Source organism: Mesorhizobium sp. ANAO-SY3R2 (genome assembly GCF_042466635.1).
GTDB lineage: Bacteria > Pseudomonadota > Alphaproteobacteria > Rhizobiales > Rhizobiaceae > Aminobacter.
In genome coordinates this window covers 469,753-491,748 of the sequence record NZ_CP159955.1, presented here as the reverse complement: position 1 = coordinate 491,748, position 21,996 = coordinate 469,753, and the positions used below count along the sequence as shown (strand labels likewise).

The window sequence follows — 21,996 nt, the reverse complement described above, 5'->3', positions numbered from 1 at the left end:
TGCTCCCAGACGATGTCTAACGATCATCGCCGCGCTTGCCGAAGCCTGTTTTGCATTTTACGAATTCGAAATGGCAGAAGGCGAAATGCCGACCATCTTTCGGAGTGAGCGGGCACCGCTCAGGGTGACGATGCTGGTGTTCTCCGGCTCGTCCATCATGTGCGTTGCCTCGGCCATCGACCCGCTGCGCGCCGCCAACCGGGTGAGCGGCGAGACCCTGTTCGACTTCCGCCTGGTCTCGGTGACCGGCGCACCCGCCATCACCACCTGCGGCCTGCCGGTGGCGGTGTCAGACGCCTTCGACCCCGACGCGGCGACCGATATGCTGGTGGTCATTGCCGGCTTCGGCACGCAAGGCTATGCCACGTCGAAGCTGCTTGGCGGGCTCCGGCGCGCCGCGCGCAAGGCCCGCGCCGTCGGCGGCGTCGAGGCCGGGACATGGCTCGTCGCCCGCGCCGGCCTGCTCGACGGACGCGCTGCCACCACCCACTGGGAAGACATGGAGGATTTTGTCACGGCCTTCCCCGACATCGACGTGCGGCCCGACCGCTATGTCATCGACGGGCCGGTCTTCACCTGCGGCGGCGCCTCGCCGGCCTTCGACCTGATGCTGCATCTGGTGCGCGCGCGCTTGGGCATGGCGACCGCGCTCGATGTGGCCAGCGTGTTCATCTACGACCAGTCGCGCGCGGCCACCGACGCCCAGCCGCTGGTTTCGCTCGGGCGGCTCGACGGCTACGATCCCCGACTGGCGCAGGCCATCCGCCTGATGGAGGCCCATATCGACAGGCCGCTGACGATTGCCGCCATCGCCAGGCGCACCGGCGCGACCGCGCGCACGCTGGAGAACATCTTTCGCGGCTCGATCGGCGAGACCCCGGGTGCGTATTACCTGCGCCTGCGGCTGAGTGCTGCTCGCCGGCTGGTGGTCGACACCCGCATCGGCATGACGGAAATCGCCGAGCGGACCGGCTTTTCCTCGGCAGCCGTCTTTTCGCGCAGCTTTTCCCGCGCCTTCGGCACCGCGCCGGTGAAGTTGCGGCGAGGTTAGCCCCGGTGCGCCAGAACCCAGTCGACCGCCGCGGCAAGATCCTCGACGACAGCCGTCGGGTGCGGCGCGAAGCGGCTTTCGTCGCCGGCGCGGTATTTTCCGGTGCGCACCAGTAGCCCCGCTCCGATCCCTGCCTTCAGCGCGCCGGCCACGTCGCTTTCCGCATCGTCGCCCACCATGACCGCCTGCCCCGGCGTGCACCCCAACCCGGCGAATGCCGAGCGGAAGAAGTCGCGCGCGGGTTTGCCCAGCACTGTCGCCTGCTTGCCGGCCGCGAATTCCAGTGCTGCCACGAAGGCGCCCGCATCGAGGCTGAGCCTGCCGTCGGCGTCCTTGAAGGTGCGGTTGGTGGCGAGCGCCAAGAACTCGGCGCCGTCGACGAGTTGCCGGAAGGCTGCATTCATCGTGCCGTAGGTAAAGGCGTCCGCCGCGTCACCCACCACGACCGCCTTCCTGTCTCCGAACTCGTTTCCCGCGAATTCGGGAACGAGGTCAGGGTGAACGAGAAGATGCGGGACGCAATTTTCACGGCTCAGCCATTCGACCGCAGCACGCGCCGGCGTGAAGAGGTCGTCGTGGCCGGCGGACACGCCTAAGCTGTCGAGCCGCCGGAGGATCGCGGCATGCGGCGAACGGGTCGTGTTGCTGACGAAGCGGACGGGCAAGCCGGCCTCGCGCAGGCGACCGATGGCCGCCACCGCACCGGGAACCGGCGTGTCGCCGTCATAGACGACGCCCGACAGGTCCAGGAGCACCGCGCGTATCATCGCCGAAGGATGGCGGACCATCCTCCGTTCGTCAAACCTCAGTTGCGGGGTTCAGGCGGCATCGCGATCGTCGCCGTCAATGCGTGCGCGCATACTCTGCGCAAGCACGGCCTCGAGCCGGCTTACAACCGCCCGGCTCCATTCGTCGGAAAGCTCCGGCTCCAGCGGCGGAGGCGGCAGCGCCATCAATCGATCGACAAACGAGGCGGTATCGGTTTGACCAAGCAGGGCGTCGATCTCAGGCTCGTGGATTTCGGTGAAAGTCTTTTGTTCCCGTCTCATGGCGGCGTAAGTCACTGATTCGACGGGCGTCTTGTGGGCGAGAAAGAGGCAATTGCTGGGCAAGGGGGAAGTGTGTCCTCCCCCTCGCCGTCCGGTTGCCGTCAGACGTAGCGGTTGACGACGTTTTCCAGATGTTCCTGCTTGCCCGATCTCGGCTGCGGCTCGATCCTGTCCTTGACCACCCGCGCGGCGATCTGTTCGAGGCTCCTCTCCCCGGCGAGCATCGCCTTGGCCTCGGCCGCGTTCCAGGCGGCATAGCGTGCCTCGAGCGGACCGGACAGGGCCTTGTCCTCGATCATCTTCGCCGCCGCCTTGAGGCCGCGGGCGCAGGCGTCCATGCCGCCGATATGGGCGATCAGCAGGTCCTCGGGGTCGAGCGACTGGCGCCGCAGCTTGGCGTCGAAATTGGTGCCGCCGGTCTTGAAGCCGCCACCTAGCAGGACCTGATAGTAGGCCAGCGCCATCTCGGGCACGTTGTTGGGGAACTGGTCGGTGTCCCAGCCGGACTGGTAGTCATTGCGGTTCATGTCGATGGAGCCGAAGATGCCGAGCGCATTGGCGGTCGCAAGTTCATGCTCGAAGGAGTGGCCGGCGAGGATCGCGTGGCCCTGCTCGATATTGACCTTCACCTCCTTCTCCAGCCCGTATTTTTTCAGGAAGCCGTAGACCGTCGCGACGTCGTAGTCGTACTGGTGCTTGGTCGGCTCCTGCGGCTTGGGCTCGATCAGGATCGTGCCGGTGAAGCCGATCTTGTGCTTGTAGTCGACGACCAGGTTGAGGAAGCGGCCCATCTGGTCGAGCTCGCGGCCCATGTCGGTGTTAAGCAGCGTCTCGTAGCCCTCGCGGCCGCCCCACAGCACGTAGTTCTCGCCCTTGAGCTGCTTGGTGACGTCGATGCAGTGCTTCACCGTCGCCGCCGCATAGGCGAAGACATCAGGGTCGGGATTGGTGGCGGCCCCCGCCATGAAACGGCGATTGGAGAACAGGTTGGCCGTGCCCCACAACAGCTTGACGCCGGTCTTGGCCATCTTGCCTTCGAAATAGGCCGCGATCTCCTCGAGACGCACGGCACTCTCGGAGAAGGTAGCACCTTCGGGGCGCACGTCGGCATCGTGGAAGCAGAAATAGGGAACGCCGAGCAGCGAGAACATCTCGAAGGCGACGTCGGCCTTCAGCCTGGCGTCGTCCATCGTTTCACCAAACCAGGGTCGCTCGAACGTCTGGCCACCGAACGGGTCGCCGCCCGGCCAAGCGAAGCTGTGCCAGTAGGCGACGGCGAAGCGCAGGTGGTCTTCGAGACGTTTGCCCAGCACCACCTCGTCGGGATTGTAGAAGCGGTAAGCCAGCGGGTTGGTGCTGTCGGGCCCCTCAAAGCGAACGGGCTTGATGTCGCCGAAATAACCGGTGCTCATGACGAGACTCCTTCGATGGCGGGATAGAGCGCGCAATGGCGCGCATAGGCTTGCGAATAGGCGGCGGCGAGGTCAGCGACCGGCTCGACGGTGTCGGCCGTCGACGGCGGCGTGCAGATGGCGAAGGGATCGGCTCCTTCCGCCGCGATCAGCCCGAGGCGGGCCGCGCCGAAGGCGGCGCCGAAATCGCCGGCGGCGGGAATATCGACCGGCACGCAGAGTGCCGTGGCGATAGCCTTCAGCCAGTAGCGCGAGCGCGAGCCGCCGCCGATCGCCGTCACCCGCTCCAGCCTGGTGCCGGCCTTGGCAAGCGCTTCGAGGCTGTCACGGAATGCGAAGGCGACGCCTTCGAGCACCGCCTGTGTGAGTTCGACGCGGCCGGCCTCGTGGCCAAGCCCGGTGAAGGAGCCGCGAATGGCGGCATCGTTGTGGGGCGTGCGCTCGCCGGAGAGATAGGGCTGAAAGCTGACGCTCGACGGCGCGCGCAATTCGTCGCCGAGTTCGCCGGTCAAAAGGGCAGCGTCCCTGCCGGTGATGTTGCTCAGCCAGTTCAGCGAATCCGTCGCCGACAGGATGACGCCCATCTGGTGCCAGGTGTTCGGCAGCGCGTGGCAGAACGTGTGAACCGCACTTTCGGGATTGGGCAGATAGGCACCGTTGGCGGCAAACAGCACGCCCGAGGTGCCGAGTGAGACGAAGGCCGCACCGGGCCGCACCGTGCCCATGCCAGCGGCCGAAGCGGCATTGTCGCCCGCGCCTCCGGCGATAACGATCCCCTGCTCCATGCCCCATTTCGCTGCCAGTTCGCCGCGCAGTTGGCCGGCGCGTTCGGTGCCCTCGACCAGTTGAGGCATGTGCCTTTCATCGAGATCGGTCGCTGCAAGTAGTTCGCTCGCCCAACGCCGGCCGGCGACATCGAGCCAGGCGGTGCCAGCGGCATCCGACATTTCGGAGATATATTCGCCCGTCAGCCAGAGCCGCAGATAGTCCTTGGGCAGCAGCACCTTGGCGACCCTGGCGAAGACCGCCGGCTCATTGGCCTTGACCCAGGCGAGCTTGGGCGCGGTGAAGCCCGGAAAGACGATGTTGCCGGTGATCCGCCGGAAGCGCGGATCGGCGTCAAGCGTAGCTGCCTCGATATGGCTGCGCGTGTCGTTCCACAGGATGCAGGGGCGCAGCACGTTGCCGCTGGCGTCGAGCAGGGTCGCGCCATGCATCTGCCCCGACAGACCGATGCCGCTGACCGCCGCGAGTTCCCTGGGATGGGTCGCCTTGAGCTCAACAATCGCCTGTTCGGTGGCTCGGATCCAGTCGGCGGGATCCTGCTCCGACCAGCCCGGATGCGGCCGCTTGGCGTCGAGGGCGCCATGGCCGGAACCAATCACCTTCTGGTCGGCATCGATCAACAGCGCCTTGACGCCCGACGTGCCGAGATCCAGCCCGAGATACATGATCGCTCCTCCCGAACGGGCAAGTTTGGCGCGCAATTGCTGCGCGCCTGCAGCCCATCAAACCATCGGCGCCAAGCCGGAAACGGCCAGGCCGCCTGCCCGTTCCTCCGACGGACAGCGTTTCTTAGCAAAAATTCCGTGGTCTGAAAGTGGCAGTGCCGATATTTTTTTCGAATCTCGCAAAAAATATCATTTCAGTGCGGCGACACCCCGACCGGCGCGCCGAGGCAGGCCGCGCACCGCGCAGGAAATGGCGAACCCGGATGGTTGGGCCGACCCTTTGCGCTAGCCTCCGGCCTCAGCTGCCGGAGCGCACCGCCACCGCGGCGATGCCGGCACCGACCAGCAGCGTGCCGCCGGTGCGGTTGAAGATGCGGATGGCGCGCGGGTTGGCAACGACGCTGCGGGCGCGCGCCGCAACCAGCGCGTAGCCAAAGGCATTGGCGAAAGCGAGCGTCAGGAAGGTCAGCTCGAAGATCAGCATCTGGGTCCAGAAATTGCCGTTGCGGTCGAGGAACTGCGGCAGGAAGGCGACGAAGAAGGTGATGCTCTTGGGGTTGAGCGCAGTCACGATCCAGGCATGCGCCATCATCTTGACCGCCGATGTCGCATCGGTGCGCGGCTTGGCATCGAGCGAGCCACCGGCGCGGAATAGCTTGACGCCGAGATAGACGAGATAGGCCGCACCGATCCACTTGAGCAGGGTGAAGATGGTGGCGGACGCTGCAAGCAGCGCGCCGATGCCGAGCATCGACAGCGTCATGGCAGTGAAATCGCCGAGCGCCACGCCCACCGCCATGGGCAGCGCGGTTCGCCAGCCCTGCCCGAGCGCGTAAGACACGACCAGGAGGATGGTCGGTCCGGGAATGACGAGCATCACCGCGGAGGCAGCGGCAAAGGCCGCCCAGCTTTCGAACGACATCTGTTTCTCCTCTTTTGCGCGATCAAGCGCCTGCGCCGCGCGGTTGTAAAGCCCCCGCGGAACGCACGCGGCATTCATCCTTTTTCAACCATGAAAGCGGAAAATGCGCTCTATCCGGCCGGAGCTCGCTTGGCGTCCGGCTCCCGCGTAACCAGTGGATCGTGCCGTGTCGAAATCGCCCCTTTCGCCGAACTCCCGCCTGCCTGACGACCACACCCCGAAATCGGCCTCGCGCCGCAGCCTGCTGCTTGGCCTCGGCGCCACCGGCCTGCTTGCCGGCTGCAGTCGCAGCCTGGATTTCGAGATGCCCGCCATGGGCCTCGACAACTACGCCACCGGCTCGATCCGGCCGCAGATCAGCGTCGACAAACAGGTCACCCGACCCGAGTTGATGTACGCTTCCTTCACCGACGAAGGCAACGTGCTGCCCGAAATCCCGTTCGCCAAGGTCGACCCGAAGTTCCGCCGACAGATCGTCGTCGACCCGACCGGGGAAGCTCCCGGCACCATCGTCGTGCGGCTGCAGGAACGCTATCTCTATCTCGTCCAGCCGGGCGGCGATGCCATCCGCTACGGCGTCGGCATCGGCCGCGACGGCTTTTTGTGGAACGGCCGCGCCAACATCCAGTACGGCAAGAAATGGCCGACCTGGACACCGCCGCCCGAGATGATCGTGCGCAAGCCCGAACTGGAAAAATGGCGCGGCGGCCAGCCCGGCGGGCTCGACAACCCGCTCGGCGCACGCGCGCTCTACATCTTCAAGGACGGCAAGGACACCGGCTATCGCGTCCATGGCTCGCCTGAATGGTGGACCATCGGCCAGGCGATGTCGTCGGGCTGCGTACGCATGATCAACCAGGACGTCGTCGACCTCTACAGCCGCGTCAACGGCAAGACGCCGATCGTCGTCGGCTGAGTGCTTCCCGGCACTGCCGCTGGGACAGCTTGCACAAGGTGATCGAATCTCCCATTGCGTCCGCTCATCAGAAGGACGAATGTGCCTGATACCGGCACAATTTGGAGGACGACCACCATGGCCTCGACATTCGTGATCGCCCAAGGCGGCGGGCCCACTGCCGTGATCAACCAGACCATGGCTGGCGCGGTGCTCGAAATCCGTCGCCGCCATCCGAGCGCCCGCATCCTCGGCTCGCGCCACGGCGTGCGCGGCATCCGCGACGGCGACTATGTCGATTTGACCGACATTGCCGAAGAACAGCTTCTGCGCATCGCAGCGACGCCGAGCGCGGCCCTTGGCAGCACGCGCGACAAGCCCGACGCAGCCTATTGCGACCTGATCCTTGAAGGCCTGAGGAAGGTCGACGCGCAGGCTTTCATCTATATCGGCGGCAACGACACTTCCGGCACCCAGCAGATCCTGAGCGACGCGGCCCAGGGCAGCATCGCCTTCGTTCATGCGCCCAAGACCATCGACAACGACCTCGAAGAGAACGACCATGTGCCGGGCTTCATCTCGGCGGCCGAGTTCGTTGCTGGCGCCTTCCTCAGCGTCGATCTCGACTTCCGCGCCCTGCCCGGCATCTATGTCGGCATCGTCATGGGCCGCCACGCCGGCTTCCTGACCGCCGCCGCCGCCGCCTGGCGCGATGACGAGTCCGACGGCCCGCATCTCATCTACGTGCCCGAACGCGCCTTCTCCGCACCGCGCTTCATCGATGACGTGAAGGCTTCGCTCGCCCGCCATCGCCGCTGCGTGGTGGCCGTATCCGAGGGTGTGACGACCGAGGACGGCCGCGCGCTGGTCGAAAGCCTGGTGCCGGCGGATAAGCTCGAACGTGACGCCCACGGCAACGTCAAGCTTTCCGGCAGCGACCTGAGCCGTGCCTTCGAGGGCATGCTCGCCGAGGGCCTGCCCGGCAAGCGCGCCCGCGTCGACGCGCTTGGCTACCTGCCGCGCGGCTATATCGGCGCGATCAATGCCGTCGACGCCCAGGAAGCCTTCGACGCCGGCGTCTTTGCCGTCCACGTCGCCGAAAAGGGTGGCGGCTCAGTCGCGCTGAAATATGAAGGCGGCAAGACGGTGATGCGGCTGGTGCCGCTCGCCAATGTCGCCGGCAAGACGCGCCACATGCCCGACGATTTCATGCTGCCCGATGCCAACCACCTGTCGGAGAAAGGCATGGAGTATCTCCGCCGCCTTGTCCCCGGCCGCTTCAAGATCGGCAAGCCCTTCGTTTGACCGTGCAGCAGGGCTGGTTCGCAAGCACCACCATTGACCATCGGACAACGATGCTGACCGAGCCTTTCGTCAGCAACTACTGCCGCGCCAACATGTGGCTGGTCAGGGGGCGGGACGTGGACCTGCTGGTCGATACCGGCATGGGCATCTGCCCGCTCGCGCCGGAAATCGACACGCCCGTCGGCAAGCCGCTGCTGGTCGTGGCGACGCATGTCCACCTCGACCATGTCGGGTCGTTGCACGAATTTTCGTACCGCGCCGGCCCGCGCATCGAGGCGGACGCGTTTGCGACCATGCCGGAGACGGCGACCTACGCGAACATGTTCCGCGACCTGCCTTCGCCGGTCTCGGAGCTTCCTCGTCCCGGCTGGAACGTGGCGGACTACCGCATCGAGCCCGCGCCGCTGCAACGGCTACTCGACGACGGCGACAGGATCGACCTCGGCGACCGCAGCTTCCGCGTGCTGCACCTGCCCGGCCATTCGCCCGGCTCGATCGGGCTGTTCGACGAAATGGACGGAACCTTCTTCAGCGGCGACGCCATCCATGCCGGCCTGCTGGTCGACGACATGCCCGATTCCGACCGAACCGCCTATTGCGCCACGATGCGCCGGTTGCTCGACCTGCCGGTCAGCGTAGTTCATGGCGGTCATGCCGAGAGCATGGACGGGCCGAGGATGCGCGAGATCGCTGGAGACTATTTGAGACGGAACGAAGGGTAGGCCGCGAGCCGCGCCTTGCGCGCAGTAGAGCCCCTCTCCGTCACGGCTTCGCCGTGCCACCTCCCCCCCCACTCCGTGGGGGGAGGAAACGCCAATCGCGCAGGCATCAGCCAAGCTGGCTGGTCCAAACGGCCGAGTGCAACCTTGCAGGACCTGGGTTCCTCTCCCCCGCCAAGCGGGGGAGAGGTGGCACGGCGAAGCCGTGACGGAGAGGGGGAATCTACACGAAGGCGGCTAGGAACCGCCGCCGTTCAGCCCAGCCCTTCCTCAAAGCCGCTGATCGCCTTGACCTCCAGAAAGTCCTCGAGCCCCCACTTGCCGCCCTCGCGGCCAAGGCCCGACTGTTTGTAGCCGCCGAAGGGGCTGCCATAGGGCCGATCGGCGCCGTTGATCTGCACCATGCCGGCGCGCAGCTTGCGCGCCACGCGTTGCGCCCTCGCCCGGTCGCCCGACTGCACATAGGCCGACAGGCCGTAGGGCGTGTCGTTGGCTATCGCAATCGCCTCTTCCTCGGTCTCGAACGGGATCATCGCCAGCACCGGCCCGAACACCTCCTCGCGGGCGATGCGCATGTCGTTGCTGACGTCGGCAAAGACGGTAGGCCGCACATAGTAACCGCGGCTGAAGCCCTCGGGACGGCCGAGCCCGCCGGCAACGACGCGCGCGCCTTCCTTGATGGCGACGTCGATCAGCCCCTGCACCTTGTCGAACTGCACGGCCGACGAAAGCGGGCCGATATGGTCGCCGTCCTCTGCCGGGTTGCCGACCTTGACCTCGGCAGCGTATTTCGCCGCGATGTCGACGGCCTTGTCGTAGACCGGGCGCTGCACCAGCATGCGCGTCGGCGCGTTGCAGGACTGGCCGGTGTTTTCGAAGCAATGCGCCAGCCCGCGCGTCACCGCATCGGCAAGGTCGGCGTCGGCAAAGACGATGTTCGGCGACTTGCCGCCGAGTTCGAGCGCCACGCGCTTGACCGTCTCGGCCGCAGCCTTCGTCACCGCCACTCCGGCGCGCGTCGAGCCGGTGAACGACATCATGTCGATGCCGGGATGGCGCGACATCGCCTCGCCCACCGTCGGACCGTCGCCATTGACCATGTTGAACACGCCGGCCGGGAAACCAGCCTCCTCCATCATCTCGGCAAAGACGATCGACGACATCGGCGCGATCTCGGATGGCTTCAGCACCACCGTGCAGCCGGCGGCGAGCGCGGGCACCACCTTCAGCGTCACCTGGTTCATCGGCCAGTTCCAGGGCGTGATCAGCCCGCAGACGCCGATCGGCTCGCGCACGATGCGCTCCCCAGGGTTCTCGGCATCCAGCGCCTCCTCGAACCTGAATTCGCGGAGCACCTTGATGAAGCTCCTGATGTGGCCGGCACCGCAGGCGGCCTGGGATTCGAGCGCCAGCTTGATCGGCGCCCCCATTTCCGAGGAGATCGCTTCGGCCATGTCGCGCATACGCCGCTTGTAGGCGGTGAGCAGCTTTTCGAGTAGCGCCAGACGCTGCTGGTGGCTCGTCGCGCTCCATGACGGAAAAGCCCGCCGCGCCGCCGCCACCGCCTTGTCGACATCGGCGGCCGAGCCCAGCGAGATCACCGCGAAAGCCTGCTCGTCGGCCGGATTGATCACCTCGAGTTCCCTGGCCACGACTGGCGCGACCCATTTTCCGTCGATGAAGAAATCCATCTTGCGCAGCATGGCAGGCTCCTGTGTTGACCAATTTCTAGACCAAGGCGACGCCGCTGCGCGCCACGAATCCGACCGTATTTTTAGCCCGGACAAAGGGGCCGGCTAGCGAAAAATGGAACCGGTTGTCGCCCGAACGAAAATGAGCCTAGCGCTCATCGGGCGAGAACATCGCCTGCAGCCTGGCGAAGGGCATGCCGTCGCGGGCGAATTCGAAGGTGCCCTGGCCCAGCATTTCACGCGAAGCCCGCTCCATCATGCCAAAGGCGTAAGTCGTCAGCTTTGAGCCGAGCGAGATACGCTTGGCGCCAGCCTCGCTCAGTGCGGCGACCGAAAAGCCCGGCACCGCCAGCACGTTGACCGGCTTGGTGACCGCGCTGCACAGTGTGCGGATCATGCCGATATCGGTGATCCCAGGCGCGTAGAGAACGTCGGCCCCGACTTTCTCGAAGGCCTGCAGCCGCCTGATCGTGTCGTCGAGATCGGGCCGGTTCCAGAGGAAGTTTTCCGCGCGGGCGGTGAAGACGAAATCGTGCTTCAACGCTCGCGCCGCTTCGGCCGCGGCCGCGACACGTTCGACCGCGTGCGAGAATTCGTAGATCGGCTTGTCGGCCTCGCCGGTGTGGTCCTCGAGCGAGCAGCCGGCCAGTCCTGCGGCCTCGGCGGCGAAGATCGTCTCGGCGGCACTTTCGGCGCTGTCGCCCTTGCCCTTCTCGAGATCGGCCGAGACCGGCAGCGCGGTGGCATGAGCCATCTCGCGGCAATGGTGGATCATCGTCTCGAAACCGACGCCGCCATCGGGCAGGCCGCGCGAAAAGGCAAAGCCCGCGCTCGTCGTCGCCAGTGCCTCGAAGCCGAAGGAGGCCAAAAGCTTGGCGGTGCCTATGTCCCAGGGATTGGGAATGATGAAGGCGCTCGCCCCCTGGTGAAGTTTCCGGAAGATTGCGCCCTTGTCCATCGCCCTGCCCTCACTCCGAACTGCAAGGCGATACTAGACTGGCTTTCGAAACCTCACAAACTGATTTCAGACGATGGGGATCAGTCCTGCCAGATGTCGCATGTCGTCGAACAGGACCCCGCCCGCTGCCGCCAGTCCGTCACGGTCGGCGTGCAGGTCGCCACCATAGGCAAACACCCGCATGCCGGCGGCCGCCCCGGCGCGGGCGCCGGCGACGCTGTCCTCGATGACGATGCAGTCGGCCGGATCGAAACCCATTGTCGTCGCAGCATGGAGGAAAAGATCGGGAAACGGCTTGCCGCGCTTGACCATGGTGGCGGAAAACAGCACGTCGTGGAAATGCGGCAAAAGCCCGGCCTGGCCGAGCGTCATGTGCATCTTGTCGACGCGCGCCGACGACGCCACGCAATAGGCGATACCAGGATCCTGCACCGCGCCGATGAAGGTTTCGATGTGGGGTATGGCCTCAACGCCGCTGCCAAACAGGTCAGGCAGTTCGCGATACCAGCGCTCGACGAAATCACTACCAAGGCTGACGCCCGTCGCCTCGACTTCCTTTTGCACCGAGGTAAGGCTGCGCCCGACGAACTGGCGGCGGCAGTCCTCGTAGCTCACCGGAAAACCGGCTTCGGTCAGCCAGGCCGACAAGCGCCGGTTGGCCAGCGGTTCGGTGTCGACGAGCACGCCGTCGCAGTCGAATATGACGAGCTTTGGCGCTCTCATGCCGTGCCCGTCGAGCCGAAGCCGTTGGCACCGCGCTCGGTTCCGCCTGCGAGGTCGCGTTCCGCGATGGTTGCGCGTGCTCCGGCCGCGATCACCATCTGGGCGATGCGCATGCCGCGCTCGACGTAGAATTCCTCGTCGCCGTGGTTGATCAGCAGCACCTTGACCTCACCGCGATAGTCGCTGTCGATCGTGCCGGGCGTGTTGAGGCAGGTGATGCCGTGCTTGAAGGCAAGGCCAGAACGCGGGCGGATCTGGCCCTCGAAACCTTCGGGGATCTCGAACACGAGACCGGTCGGCACCAGCGCGCGGCGGCCCGGCAGGATGAGCAGCGGCCGGTCGGCAGGCACCGCGGCACGCAGGTCCATGCCGGCGGCGCCCGCGGTCTCGTAGGACGGCAGTGCCAAGTCGCCGGCATGCGGCAAACGAACGATCCCGACGACGGGGGCGGAAGACATTTCAATGGCGGATTTCATGGCGGCGATCCTATGGAGCGGTCGGTCGGGAAGGTCAATCCCGTGAACCGCCCTGCGTGTTTCCAGCGCCAGCACTGTGTGTTTTTGGCCATGCCTGCCGTGAAATTCTCATCCATACTCCACCACATTGTCGAAGGATGTCGCCGACTGCCTGGGACCGCGTTTACCATTTGTTATCCATACCGTTCCAGTCTGGGCGGCGTTTTCCGCATCACGCATGCAAAGAAGTGGGGGCGATGAGCCATGTGCCGCTGGGCCGCTTATTTCGGTGAAGAGGTCTTCCTCGAAGACATCGTGACCGCGCCCTGCCATTCGCTGATCGCCCAGAGCCATTGCGCCCAGGAGGCCAAGTCGGCGACCAATGGTGATGGCTTCGGGCTCGCCTGGTACGGCGACCGGCCGGAGCCGGGGCTTTATCGCGACATTTTACCGGCGTGGTCGGATCCCAACCTGAAAAGCCTGTGCCGGCAGATCAGGTCCGGCTTGTTCCTGGCCCATGTGCGCGCCGCGACCGGGGGTGCGACCAGCCGAGCCAATTGCCATCCCTTCGTATCGGGCCGCTGGAGCTTCATGCACAATGGCCAGATATCGGGTTTCGAGCGCATCCGCCGCCGGCTGGAAGCTGCCATCGCCGACGAGCTCTACGATCAACGGCAAGGCACCACCGATTCCGAACTGTTCTTCCTGTTGATGCTGGAGGAAGGGCTGGACACCGACCCGCAAGGTGCGGTCGCACGTGCCGCCGGCCGTGTCGTGCAGGCTGCGCAAAGTGCCGGCATCGAGCCTGCTTTCAAGCTGACCGCTGCGTTCAGCGACGGCCGGACCCTGTTTGCGGTACGTTATGCCACCGACGTGCACGCGCCGACGCTCTACACGCGCGATGGGCCGACCGGCCGCTGCATCGTCTCCGAACCGTTCGACCGCGAAGGCGGAATCTGGCAGGCAGTGCCGCCGTCCAGCTTCGTCGTCATGACGCGGGAGGGCACGTCCATCCACCCGTTCGAACCTGCCGACGCAAGCGCGATACTTGCAGCCGAGTAGAAATAGCGGCTCCTTGAGAAGGACCTCGAACCGAAGCAATTGGATTTGAACGGGCTCCGGCGCATCGGCCCCGCAGCGGGAGGCACCGTGTCACCGCCTGGGCGACACCTTCACCGACACGAGCTGAAATGGCAGTGCCCCATAGGTGGCCACAGTCTGCGCATGCTCCCACTCCCGGAACTGGCGCGACGGACGCGCCACCAGCGCGAGTGCGCCATCGGCATCCTCGGGGCGGATCGCGCCGCTAAACCGCAGCATCATTTCGCCACCGCCCTTGCCGAGCTTGCGATACCGCAGCCGGGCAAAATGATGCTCGCCGCCGTTGAGTTCCATCTCGATGCGGCGGCGCACGGGCGGCAGGTCCAGCTTGACGACAAGGTCGATTACGACTTCGCCGCCGGCTGGCAGCGACTGCGGCAGCGTGATTGGCTGCAGCAGCGCAGATCCGTTCGCAGCGCCTTCAGCCAGCCGCGACAAACGGCGGCCGCGCCATTCGATGCTTGGCGCGGCATGTTCGCGCGCCGCCGATTTCCTGTACATCCTCAGCTGTTTCGCCATCCCGCGTGACAACCACGTCAGGCCCTTGAGGTCGATGCGCGGCTTGGCCTGAAGCAAGGATACGATGCGTGAGGCCGTGGAGCGGTCAGCCATCGCGACGATCCGCGACAGCGTTTCCAGCGGAACCGGCGTCGACATCTCCGCTTCCAGATAGGTTAGGGCCACCGCGGACGGCACGGCGATCTTGCGCCGCTCGGCGACATCGCAGAACACGTCCCAGTCGACGTCGCCTGCACGGATGGCCATGGCACTGTCTACAAGCCAGTCGCTATGGGTATGGGCGTCGAGACCACCGTGGCCAATCGCAAGCGCCACCCTGTCGGCTTGCGACGGCACGAAGACATCCATGTTCGAAAATCGTGCCGGCTGCGCCCGGCGCCAGATGGCCTCGTCGTCAGTGGCGTCGACCTGCGACCAGTCATAGGCAAGCTGATGCAAGTCGATGTCGCCGTAGCTGCCCTTGAAGAAATTCATCGATCGCAAGGACGCCAAGCGCGGCCGCAGATATTGCGGCGTCACCCCGTTCGAGACTTTCCAGTCTTGCTTCCGCAGCACGTCGAAGGCAGTGGCCATCTGATCCGGCGCCACCAGTATGTCGATGTCGTGCGCGACCCGGCCGCGCTGGGCCGCCGGGTCGGTAGCGATACGGCTGGCCCCCTTGAGCAACATCACCGACACGCCGGCGTCGACCATCGCCAGCAACGCCGGCTCTGCCTCGCGCATGGCAAGCCGCGACTTGGTCCACAGCATCTTTTGCAGGCCGGCGAGCCGGGGATAGGCGGGATGCGACGACAGCGCCTTGCCGAAACGATCCGCGATTGCGGCAAGCAGGCGATGCTCGCGAAATTCCACGAGGTCGATGTCATTGGAGTCGAGCCAGGACGCGGCCTCGGCGTGTGCCACCTGTTGGTCCGGCAGCAGCACCGCCTTCAGCAACTGATCAAGCCCGCGCGTGGGCCAGGCCCAGCCATAGTCCGGAAAACGACGACTTATTCTGCGCAATGCCGCTCCCATCAACCCTGGCCGTCCTTCTGCAGCTTGCGTCGCATCATGGCCATCCGCGCCACTTCGAGATAACCGCGGTCGCGTGCAGGGTCGCGGCCATATGACAGGCTGCCGGGCAGGATACGCCTGAGCGCCAGCACCTCATCGATCATGGCCATTTTGTGCCCCGCCGCGCGCGCCCGCCCCAGCCAGTCGATCATCTCCCCGCGGTTGCCCGGGGGATCGATCACCGGCCCGACAGCCAGCGCGACATCGCGACGAACCAGCATCGTCGTCCGAGACCAGCCAGGGCCTGCGTGGCCAAGCCCGGTGTCCGGTTCTCCGTGCCTGAACGTGCGCCAGTGTGTGAAGGCCGCAGCGAGGTCCGGCTCGCCGTCAAGCCGCCGGAACTGGCGCTCGATCTTGTCGGCGAGCCACAGGTCATCGGCATCGACAGTGGCGATGAATGGCGTGGATGCCAGTGCAAAACCTCTCGTCGTTGCCGCCCCGGGACCGGTATTGTCCTGCCGAACATATTGAATGGGAACGCCCGACTGAATGGCAGCGGCTGCCGTGTCGTCGGTAGAACCATCGTCGACCACGATGATCTCGGCCGGTGCCAATGTCTGTGCGGCGACCGACCGCAACGTCTCGGCAATTGTCCGGGCCGAATTATATGCAGGGATGACGACAGCATAGGTCATGGGCTGGACGGCGCAGTGTTGGCGGACGGATGGGTTATCTGGATGAAGCCCCTGAGGTCGCCGAGTGTCGGATCAGCCTTTCGTCGCTTCATCGATTTCTGCATCGCCTTGAGAAACTCCTTGCGTGCCTCGGCAATGTTCTTGGTCAGGCTATGGTCATGGCGGCGATAGTAAATGGCTATGGTGTCGGGAAACACATATCGAGCCCGCTGCTCGAATACCCGGAACAGGAAGTCGGTATCCTCGGCCTGGGCCAGATCCTCGTCGAATTCACCGATACGGTCGACCAGACTCCGCCGATAGATCCCCGCCGACAGATGCACGCCTCGGAAAATCCGGTCGTCGCACCCGGCTACCGGCTCCAGGCTGTCATCATCAATTTGATCCACCATTCGCATGAAGGAATAGGTCAGTTCGAGCGATGGATCGGCCTTGAAGAAGGCAAGGTCGGCGGCGAAGCGGCCTACCGGCGAAATGTCGTCGGAATCGACAAAACTGACGAATTCGGCATCGGCAGGCAGTCGCCTCAGACCCGTATTGCGCGCCTTGGTCACGCCGGCATTGGGCTGCGAATAAAGCCTGATCGGAGCACCTTCGTTGATGAAGGCGCGCACGATGTCCGCGCTGCCATCACTCGAGCCATCATCGATGACGATAATGTCCAGGTCGGCGTCGTCGCGCTGGCGCAGAATCGACCGCAAGGTCGAACCGACATACCTTTCGCGGTTGTAGACCGGCACGATGATGCTCAGCTTCATGGCCGCCCGCTCTCCAGAAAGGCAGCGATCGTTTCCGCGATTTCGTCACCGCGCGTGCCCAGTGACAAGCGAAAGCACGGAAGCTGGCGCGTCAACTCGCCGAAGAAGCGGAACCCGCTCTCGCGTTCGCCGGGCATCTGCGCGATACCCGATGGCGCCAGCGCCATGAGTGCATCCTTGCGCGAGAGTGGCTCGATGATGCTCTTGTTGCCGCCGGAAATGCGGGGCACCAGCAGCGCCGCGATTTCGAGCCGATTGGCCACGCCGCGCGGTGCAATGTCCTGCACCCTGAACTGGTATTTTCCCTGCCAATTGAGCTCGCCGGGCTCAGGAAGGCGCGCGGCAAGGCCGAGGCGTTCAAAACCGGCAGGATCCTGCTTGAGCGTGGTGAACAATGGTCTGGCCGTGGCACGGCCATCCGACAGGTCCATGAGCACGTAGTCATCGCCGACGCTGTCCAGTCCGGCGAGCAATCCGGCAACGACGGTCCCCGATTTTCCGGCGCCGCCCCCGCCGGCAAGCAGAACTCCCTTACCGCCGATACCCAACGTGCCGGCGTGCGTCAGGCGTTGACCGCGCGCGGCGTATTCCCAGTGCAGGAAGCAGCGCAGCGGCGCGCCGAACTCCCATGGCGGACAGCCATCGGCCGACAACATCAACTGCACGCCCGATCTCTTTTCGACATCGTAGAACTGCCAGTAGCGGAGATCGTGGAAATAGCTGCCGCGCAGCCCGTTGGCTTCCAGCCTTGCCGAGAAGGCCTGCTGGGAGAACAGTTCCTCCCCCCATCGCGCGGATGGCTGCATCGCTCCGATAGCCGGATGGGCCAGGAAGATCGACGCCGGCGAACCCGAAGCCGGCGCAGTGGTGGCCATGCCATAAGCCATGGCCTGCGCCAAGGCGCCGTGATCGGAAAACACATCGATCGAAAGACCCGCCAGGTCGACGCACTGCCGTACCGGGAATGCATCGGCAGTTGAAGCACACGCGGCGATCAACTCGCGCGCATAGTCAGCAACACCGTCGAGGGTTATCCGTTGCATCTGCAACCTGAAATCAAGGCGTGGAGAAATGGACGATTGTCATGAAGGATCGGTAGCGACGCTACTGCTTCACCACGGGCCAGCCGACGGGTTCATCGACATCGTGAATTGGGTCGACCATGACCAGGTCCGCGAGTTCGTCGTGCATCTCGATCTTGAGAGGGTCCTTTGCGCCCGCGAGGCGTTCGACCAACGGTGCCGCCAAGGACGACACCGGATTTCCGACAGCCTCGACGACCAGACCGAACTCCAGCAGCCTGGCAACGAATGCAGCCAGATCGTCCTTCTGAACCACGCCTTGACCACAGGACAGGCCGATCAGGCTTGACGGCGACACGTGCGCGACGAGCGCCTCCCATATGCAACTGCCGCTGTCCGAAAAGCCGAAATAACGTCCGCTGGCGAGGTCGAGTACGACCGCGTCGCCGTCGAAAGACTCGTATACGATATCGCTGCCCGCAACTGCGTAGATTGCCGAGTGTTCCATAGTGCCCCCATCGCGGCCAAGTCCTGGCCCGGACGCCTCGAATGCAATGGGTGCGACGCCCCCCTCCAAGACGCCCCCCAAGGGGCCCCTGTTTAGTGGGTTGTATCGCCCATGGCAACACTCATCTTTGACGTGCATTTCTATGTCCCCCGGCAGACTGCCCATGGGGGAAATCTGCCGACAGACAGCCACGCACTATGGAGCCGTCAGAACTCGCTCGGAATGTTCTCGCGAAACACTGACTGAATGCGGATGGTCGTCGTAGGAATATTGGGTTCGTTGCGCACCGCCCGCACCAGGCGGTCGATCGCCTCGCGCGCCTCGACCTGGGCGTTCTGGTCGATGGCCGCATCCATCACTCCATTGATCAGATATTCCCTGGTGCGATCCGTCAGGTCATGACCGATGAAAATCACCGTTTTGTCGCGACCCATTTCCGTCAGCGCCCGCGCCACGCCTTCCTGCCCGGCGCCGATGCAGTAGATCGCGAGCAGGTCGTCGTGCTCCTTCAACAAGGCGCACACTTCTTCATATGCCCGAACAGAATCCTCATGCACCTCGCGCACCGCAACGACGTCGAGATTCGCAAAACTCTCCGACAGCACATGGCGGAAGCCCATCTCGCGCTCTTCATGGCCGCGATAGGCAAGCGCCCCGGCCAGCAGCGCCACCTTGCCCGACGCCCCCGGCAGGAAGCGGCCGATGAGATAGCCGGCGAGCCGTCCGGCCGCCCGGTTGTCGATGCCGACATAGTTCATGCGCCCGACATGGCTGATGTCGGAGACCAGCGTCAGCACGGGAATGCCGGAGCCGATCAACCGGCGCACCGCCTCGCGCACCGCCGGACTGTCCAGTCCGATCAGGCCAACGCCCTGGCAATCGGCACGGAGGCTGCCCAGTGCGGCAGCCGTCTGCTGCGGATCGACGCCTTCGACCCTGTGGATGACCACATCGACATCGCCGCGCGATAGCGCGCGCTGCTCGATCTGATGGATCAGGTCGGCCATGAACTCGTTGCCGCCGCCGGGCAGGACAAAATCGAGATGAACCGCATTCGATGCGGACACCGCGTGCTCGCCGGCGAGGCTGGCGGCGACAGCAAGCACATGCTTGCGCGTATGCTCCTGCACGCCGGCCCGATTGTTGATGACGCGGTCGACCGTCGCCTTCGAGACGCCAGCCAGCCGCGCGATATCATCCATTTTCGGTCGCGGATTGGCCAATTGTCGCCCTCGTCGTGAAATCCGGCACAAACTATGGCCGGGGCGCCGGCCGGTCAACGTCAGCTTGACATCAAAATGATGCTTTTCTGATGCGTTACAGACAAACTGCGTTCCCCGGACCTGAAAACCTCACAGACTGCGGCTCACGCAGCCGCATACAGCCTTGACGCTCCAAGTATATTGTCGATAGCATCAAAATGACACATCATTATGATGTCAGATGATACCCTCCGGACGCGCAGCGGGCTTTGGATCCAAAATGACGCCGACACCAAGGGACTACAGCTTGATCGGCCGCGACGCCGCGCTCGCAGAGGCCAATGGCTGGGCTGCTGCCGAATGGTATTCCTGTCCGATCCCGCGCAAAGAACTCAAGGAACTGATGCGGCGCAGCGATGGGCCGGCGCTGCGCGACACGGCGATCTGGCTCGCGGCACTCATGCTTTCGGCCGCCGGCGCCATCGCTTTCTGGGGCAGTTGGTGGGCAGCACCCTTCTTCCTCGTCTATGGCGTACTCTACGGCTCCTCCAGCGACAGCCGCTGGCATGAGGCGGGCCACGGCACGGCATTCAAGACGCGCTGGATGAATGATGCTCTCTATTATTTAGCCAGCTTCATGATCCTGCGCGAGCCCACCGTCTGGAGATGGAGCCACACGCGCCACCATACCGACACCATCATCGTCGGCCGCGATCCTGAAATCGCAGTCCCCCGTCCGCCCGATGTCGTCGGCCTACTGCTCAACATCTTCGCGTTGAAGAGCAGCCTGCTCACGCTCAAGGGCCTGTTCGTCCACGCTGCAGGCCGCCTCAAGCCCGACGAGGAGACCTTCATCCCCGAAATGGAGCGCTGGAAGGTCTATCTCGTCGCACGCATCTATCTGGCGATCTTCGCCGCCGTTCTCTTTGCATGTCTGTGGATGGGCAGCATCCTGCCAGCCATGCTGGTCGGCCTGCCGAGCCTCTACGGTGGCTTCATGACCATTTATTTCGGGCTCACCCAGCATGCTGGCCTGGCCGAGGACGTGCTCGACCACAGGCTCAACACCCGCACCGTCTACATGAACCCGCTGTTCCGCTTTCTCTACTGGAACATGAACTACCATGTGGAGCACCACATGTTCCCGATGGTGCCCTATCACGCGCTGCCTAGGCTGCATCAGGCGATCAAGGACGATTGCCCCACACCCTACCCGAGCTCGATCGCCGCCTATCGCGAAATCATTCCAACCATCCTGCGCCAGGTCCGCGAACCGGCCTTCCACATCGTCAGGCGATTGCCCGACGGCAAGACGCCGGCACCCTACAACCACGGCGCCATCATCAATCAGGCCGAATAGGAGAGAAGCATGTCTGAAGGCTGGATCGATGCCTGCGACGCCGAGGAGATAGACCCCGACGACGTGATCCGTTTCGATTACGACGGACGGACCTTCGCGCTCTACCGCACCGAGGACGACCGCTTCTTCGCCACCGACGGGCTATGCACGCATGAGAAAGTCCACCTCTCGGGCGGGCTGGTCATGGGCACGATCATCGAATGCCCCAAGCACAATGGCCGCTTCGACTTCACCTCCGGCAAGGCCAAGGGCGCTCCTGTTTGCGTCGACCTCGCAACCTACCCGGTCAGGGTCGAAGGCGGCCGGGTGATGATCAAGCTCGACTGAGCGGTCCAGGAAATCGGCCCAACGCCAGCCGCGAGAAGACAATGAAATCTCCCCAGCCCACCGTTGCCGACATCCTCGCCCTCAAGGGCAAGCGCCAGTTGACCAAGCTTAGGGTCGAATCCCTCAACGAGGCGGCCGCCGCCAATGCGGCAAACATCGACATGCTGTCGGTGCCGCCGGAGGTGCTCGCCCTCGACGGCTTCCGCGCGGTCTGCCCCAATCCCTTCGTCGTCGGTGGCCTCGAGCCCGGCGCCTACATCACCGAGGAAGACTATCTGCGCGTCGCCTTCCGCCTGCTCAAGCTAGGCGCCAATGCCGTCTATTGCGGCGCGAGCCTCGGCATCATCAGGCGCCTGCGCGACGAGGGCATCCCCGTCGTCGGCCATGTCGGGCTGATCCCCTCGCGCCGCACCTGGACCGGCGGATTCAAGGCAGTGGGCAAGACCTTCGATTCGGCGATGATGGTGTGGCAGCAGACCAAGGCGCTGGAAGAAGCCGGCGCCTTCGCCGCCGAGATCGAGGTGGTGCCACCAGCGATCGCCGAGGCGATCTCGAAGCGCACCAGCCTGCTGATGATCTCGATGGGAGCGGGTGCGGGCTGCGATGCGCAGTATCTGTTCGCCACCGACGTACTCGGCGAACATGACGGCCACTATCCGCGTCATTCCAAGGTCTATCGCGACTTCCATGCGCAGTATCAGCGGCTGCAACAAGAACGCATCGCCGCCTTCCGTGAATACGCCGCCGATGTCGCCACCGGCGCCTATCCGCAAGCGGCACATCTTGTGCGCATGGACCAGGCGGAACAGGATCGCGTCATGGCCGAGCTGGAAAAGACACCGCTGGTCTGAGCGGCGCGTAGGCCCAGGGAGAGGCCGCG

Annotated in this window: 23 protein-coding genes; 8 read left to right on the top strand and 15 right to left on the bottom strand. The window is 64.7% G+C overall.

The features are described 5' to 3' along the window. Window positions 1–70 precede the first annotated feature (70 nt). Window positions 71–1,051: a GlxA family transcriptional regulator gene (locus ABSY17_RS07185; protein ID WP_378948517.1), complete on the top strand. Its 981-nt coding sequence runs from the start codon at window positions 71–73 to the stop codon at window positions 1,049–1,051. Here ABSY17_RS07185 and ABSY17_RS07180 read toward each other — a convergent pair. From ABSY17_RS07180 to ABSY17_RS07160, 5 genes are all read right to left on the bottom strand, one after another. Next, window positions 1,048–1,839, bottom strand: coding sequence for a TIGR01458 family HAD-type hydrolase (locus tag ABSY17_RS07180; RefSeq protein WP_378948514.1), 792 nt, complete (start codon window positions 1,837–1,839; stop codon window positions 1,048–1,050). The genes ABSY17_RS07185 and ABSY17_RS07180 overlap by 4 nt on opposite strands. 30 nt (window positions 1,840–1,869) lie before the next feature. Then, complete coding sequence (locus tag ABSY17_RS07175) at window positions 1,870–2,163, bottom strand: hypothetical protein (RefSeq protein ID WP_378948511.1); 294 nt, start codon at window positions 2,161–2,163, stop codon at window positions 1,870–1,872. Window positions 2,164–2,201: 38 nt separating this feature from the next. After that, entirely contained in the window at window positions 2,202–3,512 is a 1,311-nt protein-coding gene (gene xylA / locus ABSY17_RS07170; protein ID WP_378948508.1) for a xylose isomerase, read from the bottom strand. Beyond that, complete coding sequence (xylB, locus tag ABSY17_RS07165; RefSeq protein WP_378948506.1) at window positions 3,509–4,963, bottom strand: xylulokinase; 1,455 nt, start codon at window positions 4,961–4,963, stop codon at window positions 3,509–3,511. The genes xylA and xylB overlap by 4 nt, the downstream gene beginning before the upstream one ends. Window positions 4,964–5,261: 298 nt before the next feature. Further along, window positions 5,262–5,885 carry a LysE family translocator gene (locus ABSY17_RS07160; protein ID WP_378948504.1) on the bottom strand — a complete coding sequence of 208 codons (624 nt, stop codon included), beginning with the start codon at window positions 5,883–5,885 and terminating at the stop codon, window positions 5,262–5,264. A gap of 166 nt (window positions 5,886–6,051) precedes the next feature. Here ABSY17_RS07160 and ABSY17_RS07155 point away from each other — a divergent pair, with 166 nt between their 5' ends. The 3 genes from ABSY17_RS07155 to ABSY17_RS07145 all read left to right on the top strand — a co-directional run bounded on the left by ABSY17_RS07155 (window position 6,052) and on the right by ABSY17_RS07145 (window position 8,807). Beyond that, complete coding sequence (locus ABSY17_RS07155) at window positions 6,052–6,801, top strand: L,D-transpeptidase (RefSeq protein ID WP_378948502.1); 750 nt, start codon at window positions 6,052–6,054, stop codon at window positions 6,799–6,801. A 117-nt stretch (window positions 6,802–6,918) separates the two neighbouring features. Continuing rightward, window positions 6,919–8,085 carry a diphosphate--fructose-6-phosphate 1-phosphotransferase gene (locus tag ABSY17_RS07150; protein ID WP_378948501.1) on the top strand — a complete coding sequence of 389 codons (1,167 nt, stop codon included), beginning with the start codon at window positions 6,919–6,921 and terminating at the stop codon, window positions 8,083–8,085. 50 nt (window positions 8,086–8,135) lie between these two features. Next, window positions 8,136–8,807: an MBL fold metallo-hydrolase gene (locus ABSY17_RS07145; RefSeq protein WP_378948499.1), complete on the top strand. Its 672-nt coding sequence runs from the start codon at window positions 8,136–8,138 to the stop codon at window positions 8,805–8,807. Window positions 8,808–9,058: 251 nt separating this feature from the next. Here ABSY17_RS07145 and ABSY17_RS07140 read toward each other — a convergent pair whose 3' ends face one another. From ABSY17_RS07140 to dut, 4 genes are all read right to left on the bottom strand, one after another. Beyond that, the gene (locus tag ABSY17_RS07140; RefSeq protein WP_378948497.1) at window positions 9,059–10,507 is read right to left on the bottom strand and encodes an aldehyde dehydrogenase family protein; all 1,449 of its coding nucleotides are present in this window, start codon (window positions 10,505–10,507) and stop codon (window positions 9,059–9,061) included. 136 nt (window positions 10,508–10,643) lie between these two features. Beyond that, window positions 10,644–11,453: an oxaloacetate decarboxylase gene (locus ABSY17_RS07135; protein WP_378948496.1), complete on the bottom strand. Its 810-nt coding sequence runs from the start codon at window positions 11,451–11,453 to the stop codon at window positions 10,644–10,646. Between the two features lie 66 nt (window positions 11,454–11,519). Beyond that, complete coding sequence (locus ABSY17_RS07130; protein ID WP_378948494.1) at window positions 11,520–12,176, bottom strand: HAD family hydrolase; 657 nt, start codon at window positions 12,174–12,176, stop codon at window positions 11,520–11,522. Next, window positions 12,173–12,652, bottom strand: coding sequence for a dUTP diphosphatase (gene dut / locus ABSY17_RS07125; RefSeq protein ID WP_378948492.1), 480 nt, complete (start codon window positions 12,650–12,652; stop codon window positions 12,173–12,175). Before dut ends, ABSY17_RS07130 begins: the two co-directional genes overlap by 4 nt. Window positions 12,653–12,895: 243 nt before the next feature. Between dut and ABSY17_RS07120 the strand changes: the two genes are divergently transcribed. Next, complete coding sequence (locus ABSY17_RS07120; RefSeq protein WP_378948490.1) at window positions 12,896–13,693, top strand: class II glutamine amidotransferase; 798 nt, start codon at window positions 12,896–12,898, stop codon at window positions 13,691–13,693. 90 nt (window positions 13,694–13,783) lie between these two features. Here ABSY17_RS07120 and ABSY17_RS07115 read toward each other — a convergent pair whose 3' ends face one another. From ABSY17_RS07115 to ABSY17_RS07090, 6 genes are all read right to left on the bottom strand, one after another. Then, on the bottom strand, window positions 13,784–15,253 hold the full coding sequence (locus ABSY17_RS07115; RefSeq protein WP_378948489.1) for a nucleotidyltransferase family protein: 1,470 nt from the start codon (window positions 15,251–15,253) through the stop codon (window positions 13,784–13,786). 11 nt (window positions 15,254–15,264) lie between these two features. Then, window positions 15,265–15,939, bottom strand: coding sequence for a glycosyltransferase family 2 protein (locus tag ABSY17_RS07110; protein WP_378948487.1), 675 nt, complete (start codon window positions 15,937–15,939; stop codon window positions 15,265–15,267). After that, a complete protein-coding gene (locus ABSY17_RS07105; protein WP_378948485.1) occupies window positions 15,936–16,697 on the bottom strand; it encodes a glycosyltransferase family 2 protein in 762 nt (253 codons plus the stop codon). The genes ABSY17_RS07110 and ABSY17_RS07105 overlap by 4 nt, the downstream gene beginning before the upstream one ends. Then, complete coding sequence (locus ABSY17_RS07100; RefSeq protein ID WP_378948483.1) at window positions 16,694–17,740, bottom strand: serine kinase; 1,047 nt, start codon at window positions 17,738–17,740, stop codon at window positions 16,694–16,696. The genes ABSY17_RS07105 and ABSY17_RS07100 overlap by 4 nt, the downstream gene beginning before the upstream one ends. Window positions 17,741–17,801: 61 nt before the next feature. Then, on the bottom strand, window positions 17,802–18,227 hold the full coding sequence (locus tag ABSY17_RS07095) for a PqqD family protein (protein WP_378948480.1): 426 nt from the start codon (window positions 18,225–18,227) through the stop codon (window positions 17,802–17,804). Between the two features lie 206 nt (window positions 18,228–18,433). Beyond that, the gene (locus tag ABSY17_RS07090) at window positions 18,434–19,429 is read right to left on the bottom strand and encodes a LacI family DNA-binding transcriptional regulator (RefSeq protein ID WP_378948477.1); all 996 of its coding nucleotides are present in this window, start codon (window positions 19,427–19,429) and stop codon (window positions 18,434–18,436) included. Between the two features lie 280 nt (window positions 19,430–19,709). Here ABSY17_RS07090 and ABSY17_RS07085 point away from each other — a divergent pair, with 280 nt between their 5' ends. The 3 genes from ABSY17_RS07085 to ABSY17_RS07075 are packed head-to-tail and all read left to right on the top strand — an operon-like array spanning window position 19,710 to window position 21,967. Further along, on the top strand, window positions 19,710–20,789 hold the full coding sequence (locus ABSY17_RS07085; RefSeq protein ID WP_378948474.1) for a fatty acid desaturase family protein: 1,080 nt from the start codon (window positions 19,710–19,712) through the stop codon (window positions 20,787–20,789). A gap of 9 nt (window positions 20,790–20,798) precedes the next feature. After that, window positions 20,799–21,116: a MocE family 2Fe-2S type ferredoxin gene (locus ABSY17_RS07080; protein WP_378948471.1), complete on the top strand. Its 318-nt coding sequence runs from the start codon at window positions 20,799–20,801 to the stop codon at window positions 21,114–21,116. Window positions 21,117–21,157: 41 nt separating this feature from the next. Continuing rightward, the gene (locus tag ABSY17_RS07075; RefSeq protein ID WP_378948468.1) at window positions 21,158–21,967 is read left to right on the top strand and encodes a 3-methyl-2-oxobutanoate hydroxymethyltransferase; all 810 of its coding nucleotides are present in this window, start codon (window positions 21,158–21,160) and stop codon (window positions 21,965–21,967) included. Window positions 21,968–21,996: the final 29 nt, after the last annotated feature.

Bases quoted from the DNA above. Each gene is read 5' to 3' on its own strand.
- ABSY17_RS07090 (WP_378948477.1), bottom strand. From the start codon at position 19,429: ATGGATGATATCGCGCGGCTGGCTGGCGTCTCGAAGGCGACGGTCGAC.
- ABSY17_RS07185 (WP_378948517.1), top strand. From the start codon at position 71: ATGGCAGAAGGCGAAATGCCGACCATCTTTCGGAGTGAGCGGGCACCG.
- ABSY17_RS07105 (WP_378948485.1), bottom strand. From the start codon at position 16,697: ATGAAGCTGAGCATCATCGTGCCGGTCTACAACCGCGAAAGGTATGTC.
- ABSY17_RS07160 (WP_378948504.1), bottom strand. From the start codon at position 5,885: ATGTCGTTCGAAAGCTGGGCGGCCTTTGCCGCTGCCTCCGCGGTGATG.
- ABSY17_RS07150 (WP_378948501.1), top strand. From the start codon at position 6,919: ATGGCCTCGACATTCGTGATCGCCCAAGGCGGCGGGCCCACTGCCGTG.
- ABSY17_RS07110 (WP_378948487.1), bottom strand. From the start codon at position 15,939: ATGACCTATGCTGTCGTCATCCCTGCATATAATTCGGCCCGGACAATT.
- ABSY17_RS07130 (WP_378948494.1), bottom strand. From the start codon at position 12,176: ATGAGAGCGCCAAAGCTCGTCATATTCGACTGCGACGGCGTGCTCGTC.
- ABSY17_RS07085 (WP_378948474.1), top strand. From the start codon at position 19,710: ATGACGCCGACACCAAGGGACTACAGCTTGATCGGCCGCGACGCCGCG.
- ABSY17_RS07180 (WP_378948514.1), bottom strand. From the start codon at position 1,839: ATGGTCCGCCATCCTTCGGCGATGATACGCGCGGTGCTCCTGGACCTG.
- ABSY17_RS07145 (WP_378948499.1), top strand. From the start codon at position 8,136: ATGCTGACCGAGCCTTTCGTCAGCAACTACTGCCGCGCCAACATGTGG.
- ABSY17_RS07140 (WP_378948497.1), bottom strand. From the start codon at position 10,507: ATGCTGCGCAAGATGGATTTCTTCATCGACGGAAAATGGGTCGCGCCA.
- ABSY17_RS07080 (WP_378948471.1), top strand. From the start codon at position 20,799: ATGTCTGAAGGCTGGATCGATGCCTGCGACGCCGAGGAGATAGACCCC.
- dut (WP_378948492.1), bottom strand. From the start codon at position 12,652: ATGAAATCCGCCATTGAAATGTCTTCCGCCCCCGTCGTCGGGATCGTT.
- ABSY17_RS07075 (WP_378948468.1), top strand. From the start codon at position 21,158: ATGAAATCTCCCCAGCCCACCGTTGCCGACATCCTCGCCCTCAAGGGC.
- ABSY17_RS07095 (WP_378948480.1), bottom strand. From the start codon at position 18,227: ATGGAACACTCGGCAATCTACGCAGTTGCGGGCAGCGATATCGTATAC.
- ABSY17_RS07120 (WP_378948490.1), top strand. From the start codon at position 12,896: ATGTGCCGCTGGGCCGCTTATTTCGGTGAAGAGGTCTTCCTCGAAGAC.
- ABSY17_RS07100 (WP_378948483.1), bottom strand. From the start codon at position 17,740: ATGCAACGGATAACCCTCGACGGTGTTGCTGACTATGCGCGCGAGTTG.
- xylB (WP_378948506.1), bottom strand. From the start codon at position 4,963: ATGTATCTCGGGCTGGATCTCGGCACGTCGGGCGTCAAGGCGCTGTTG.
- ABSY17_RS07135 (WP_378948496.1), bottom strand. From the start codon at position 11,453: ATGGACAAGGGCGCAATCTTCCGGAAACTTCACCAGGGGGCGAGCGCC.
- xylA (WP_378948508.1), bottom strand. From the start codon at position 3,512: ATGAGCACCGGTTATTTCGGCGACATCAAGCCCGTTCGCTTTGAGGGG.